This window comes from uncultured Fibrobacter sp., from assembly GCF_900316465.1.
In the GTDB taxonomy this organism is placed as follows: Bacteria; Fibrobacterota; Fibrobacteria; order Fibrobacterales; family Fibrobacteraceae; genus Fibrobacter.
In genome coordinates, this window is the sequence record NZ_ONDD01000057.1 from 1 (window position 1) to 3,018 (window position 3,018).

The 3,018-nt window shown below is 55.0% G+C and carries 4 protein-coding genes; 2 read left to right on the forward strand and 2 right to left on the reverse strand.

The genetic code is table 11. From position 1 onward, the window contains the following. The coding region (locus QZN53_RS12910; protein ID WP_163439321.1) for a GNAT family N-acetyltransferase at positions 1–479 on the reverse strand (479 nt) is incomplete at its 3' end. 23 nt (positions 480–502) lie between these two features. Beyond that, entirely contained in the window at positions 503–1,384 is an 882-nt protein-coding gene (locus tag QZN53_RS12915; RefSeq protein WP_163439322.1) for a LysR family transcriptional regulator, read from the reverse strand. A gap of 193 nt (positions 1,385–1,577) precedes the next feature. Here QZN53_RS12915 and QZN53_RS12920 point away from each other — a divergent pair, with 193 nt between their 5' ends. Together QZN53_RS12920 and QZN53_RS12925 are read left to right on the forward strand one after the other, a co-directional pair. Beyond that, on the forward strand, positions 1,578–2,117 hold the full coding sequence (locus tag QZN53_RS12920; RefSeq protein WP_163439323.1) for a flavodoxin family protein: 540 nt from the start codon (positions 1,578–1,580) through the stop codon (positions 2,115–2,117). A gap of 185 nt (positions 2,118–2,302) precedes the next feature. Next, on the forward strand, positions 2,303–3,018 hold a 716-nt coding region (locus tag QZN53_RS12925; RefSeq protein ID WP_367269201.1), incomplete at its 3' end, for an alpha/beta hydrolase.

A 3,018-nucleotide genomic window follows, 5' to 3' on the forward strand; every position in this document is an offset into this window, starting at 1 on the left:
ATATAGTAGGGGCAGATGTTCTCATAATGCCCGTCTTTCATCAGAAAGCCCTTGGGGATCGTGCCCAATTGCACAAAACCGAGCCGTTCATACAGATGCCTGGCATGGATGTTGCTTTCCACGACAGCATTGAACTGAAGCACTCGATACCCCAGATCCCGCCCTTTTTTCAAGCAATCCATAACTAACTTCTCTCCGATGTGCCTGCCTCGCATGTCGGACGAAACAGCATAGCTGGCATTGCAAATGTGACCACACCGGCCAACATTGTTGGGGTGGAGAATGTATAGCCCGACCACTTCGCCGGAGTCCGCATCGATAGCGATGCCTGTGAATGACTGCGACTTGAAAAACTCGTCTCCCGTCTGCGGGTCAAGCAAATCCATTTGCGGAAACGCGATGCCATCCTCGACGATGTCGTTCCAGATTTCAACCGCATCGTTGATATACTTTGTATTATATTGTTCAATTTCAAGCATGAGAACAATCCTCTAATCTCGGCCTATTCCCCCAGCACGTGCCGGAGCGTATCGAGGAAAAGTTCGCCCGCCCGCGTGAACTGCTGGCCCCGCCGCCAAATGATGTACATGTTGGTGGTGAGCTCGGGCATGAGCGGCCTGAAGCACAGGCGCGAAGTGCGACTCGTATCCACCAGGCCGTCGAAAGTGAGCAGGTAGCCCGTGCCTTCCTTCGCAAGCACCGAACCGTTGTACGAAAGATCCAGCCCCACGATTACGTTCAGCCTCGAAATATCGTCGCCGAACCACTTCGGCAAATCCGCCACCATCGCCTGGCGCGACGCCATCAGCGGCTTGTCGAGCAAATCCTTCGGCTCGATGAAATCCCGCTTGGCCAGAGGGTCGTCGCGTCGCATTACCACGCCCCAGCGGTCCACCGAACGCACCGCAAGGCAGTTGTACTTTTCCAAATCAACGTTGTCTACAACCACCGCGAAATCAAAAATGCCCTTGTCCAGCTTTTCCAAGGCGCGCTCGCTGTCGCCCGAATATAAGTTGTACTTAATCTTCGGATAGTCGTCCCGGAGAATCCCGATGCACTTCGAAAGAAAATTCACGTTCCGCGATTCCGCGCAGGCAATGGCGATTTCACCCACCACCTCGTCTTCCTTCAGCGACTTGAAATCCTGCACCGTCCTGTCCGCCATCGAAAGGATATCCTCCGCACGCTCCCGCAAGAGTTCCCCCGCAGGCGTCAGCCGAATCGCGTAGTTCGTGCGCTCGAAAAGCTTCTCGCCCAGCTCCTCCTCCAACTCCTTGAGCTGGCGACTCACCGTCGGCTGCGTCACGCAAAGATTATCCGCCGCGCGCGAGACATTCCCCAACCGCGCCGCCTCCAGAAAATACCGTAAAACTCGAAGTTCCATACCCGAAAACTAATAAAATTCAAGCCCCGCAGGTATGAATTTGCAAAAATAATGCTCGGAAGGAATAACTAAGGCTTGTGAAAGCATGCTTTCTATGCCTTATAAGCATATCTAGTTATGAAAACAAAGTATTTGCAATATCTGAAAAAAGAGGTATATTTGAACATGTAAAGACTTCAACCGAGAGGAACCTATGAAAAAAGTATTGGTCTTGTCCAGCAGCTTGCGCAAGGGAAGCAACTCCGAAACCCTGGCGCAGGAGTTCGCGAAGGGTGCCGCCGAGGCGGGCAACAAGGTGGAATTCGAGTCGCTGCGTGGGAAGAAGATCGGTTTCTGCATGGGCTGCCTCGCTTGCCAGAAGAAGGGCAAGTGCGTCATCAAGGACGACGCTCCCGCCATTACCAAGAAGATGGAATCGGCCGATGTCATCGTGTTCGCGACGCCGATTTACTATTACGAAATGAGCGGCCAGCTCAAGACGATGCTCGACCGTGCGAATTCCCTCTATTCCAGCGATTACAAGTTCCGCGAGATTTACCTGCTCACGTCTGCCGCCGACACCGACGCGAAGGCCATGAACATCGCGAAGTGCGGCATTGGCGGGTGGATTGCCTGTTTCGACGGCGTGAAGCTCAAGGGCGCCCTCTGCGCCACGGGTGCCGAAAGCGCCGGCGATGTCAAGAAGAATTCCGCGCTCCTGAAAAAAGCGTTCGCCATGGGAAAGAAAGTTTAACAACAAGGAGATAAATCATGAAATCCAAATTCTTTAAAGCGGCGCTTGCCGTGGTTTCCGCATGCACCCTGATGGCATGCTGCCCCGAAAAAGAAAACAATGCTGCCGCGCAAGGTGCCGCCACGCCGGCCGCGCAGTCCGCAACAGAAACAGCCTCCGCAGCACAACAGACAAAGGACGAAAATATGAACAAGCTTACGCTCACCGCCGAATGGGACAAGGTTTTCCCCAAGAGCGACAAGGTCGAACATTCCAAGGTCACTTTCAAGAACCATTTTGGCATTGAACTCGCCGCCGACATGTTCGTGCCCAAGGACACGAGCCTCAAGGTGAACGGCAAGTTCCCCGCGATCGCGGTCTCGGGCCCGTTCGGTGCCGTCAAGGAACAGTCCAGCGGCCTTTACGCCCAGCAGATGGCGGAACGCGGATTCCTGACCATCGCATTCGACCCGAGTTTCACCGGCGAATCGGGTGGCGAGCCGCGCTACATGAACAGCCCGGACATCAACACCGAAGACTTCATGGCGTCTGTAGATTTCCTCTCGACCCGCGACAACGTTGACCCGGAACGCATCGGCATCATCGGCATTTGCGGCTGGGGCGGCATGGCGATTAACGCAGCCGGCATCGATACTCGCGTAAAGGCGACGGTTGCCTCGACCATGTACGACATGAGCCGCGTAACCGCGAACGGCTACTTCGATTCCGCAAACAACGCCGACGCCCGCAACGAGGCCCGCAAGGCTTTGATGGCCCAGCGCACCAAGGACTTCAAGAACGGCACGTACGACCTAGCCGGCGGTGTTATTGACCCGCTCCCGGACGACGCACCTTACTTTGTCAAGGATTACTACGCCTACTACAAGACCCCGCGCGGCTACCACAAGCGCTCCCTCAACAG